The organism is Oleiphilus sp. HI0086, assembly GCF_001635225.1.
This window is the reverse complement of the sequence record NZ_LWFZ01000294.1, coordinates 1-634: the sequence shown is the minus strand read 5'-3', so window position 1 is coordinate 634 and position 634 is coordinate 1. Positions and strand designations below refer to the sequence as shown.

General features: G+C 43.2%; 1 protein-coding gene. It reads right to left on the bottom strand.

Going from position 1 to position 634, the window contains the following annotated elements; all coding sequences use genetic code 11:
* On the bottom strand, positions 1-634 hold a 634-nt coding region (locus A3756_RS27190), incomplete at both ends, for a hypothetical protein (RefSeq protein ID WP_231875477.1).

The following is a 634-nucleotide window of genomic DNA, read 5'->3' as shown; positions in this document are numbered from 1 at the left end:
ATTTGGCACGGTGCATTGCCACAACTGTTTTGCCCGTACCCGCTCCACCTAGTACTCTTACCGAACCATTCTTAATACCCATAACGAGCTTGCGTTGCGCTGGGTGCAGAAACACTCGCCATTTAGCAACCGGTTCAGCAAGCATTTCTCTTAGCTCTTTTTCACTTGCTGGGACAAAGAAGCTAGCTATAGTAGAAGGTAGGCTGAGTGCTTGCTGATAGTCTGATGAATCAACGCTTGAAACATCGCTAGTTTCGCTTTCTAGTAAAAGACTTTCATAGCTTTCGCCCGCGTTATAAAAGAATAAAGCCTCATATGCCTCTTTCGGTAATCGGTGTTGTAGTTGATCCAACATCGACTCGTTAGTCACACTCCTTACAGACGATATAAGCTCATCGGGAACACCAAGTCTTAGTAAGTGTTTATCCTTTAAATTGTCAAACAAGCCCTTTTCGAAAGTAGACGGAGCTGAAACCTTTTGCATCGTCTCAATCATGGTCTCGTATATCTGTAGAGATCCAGTATTAGGATTTATTTTACACTGATGAACTGCTGCCCAGTTATATGCTCTATCATGATGATCTACCCACAATAGCAAATAGACATTTCCCTCAGCCGGTGCATGTAGTATGAC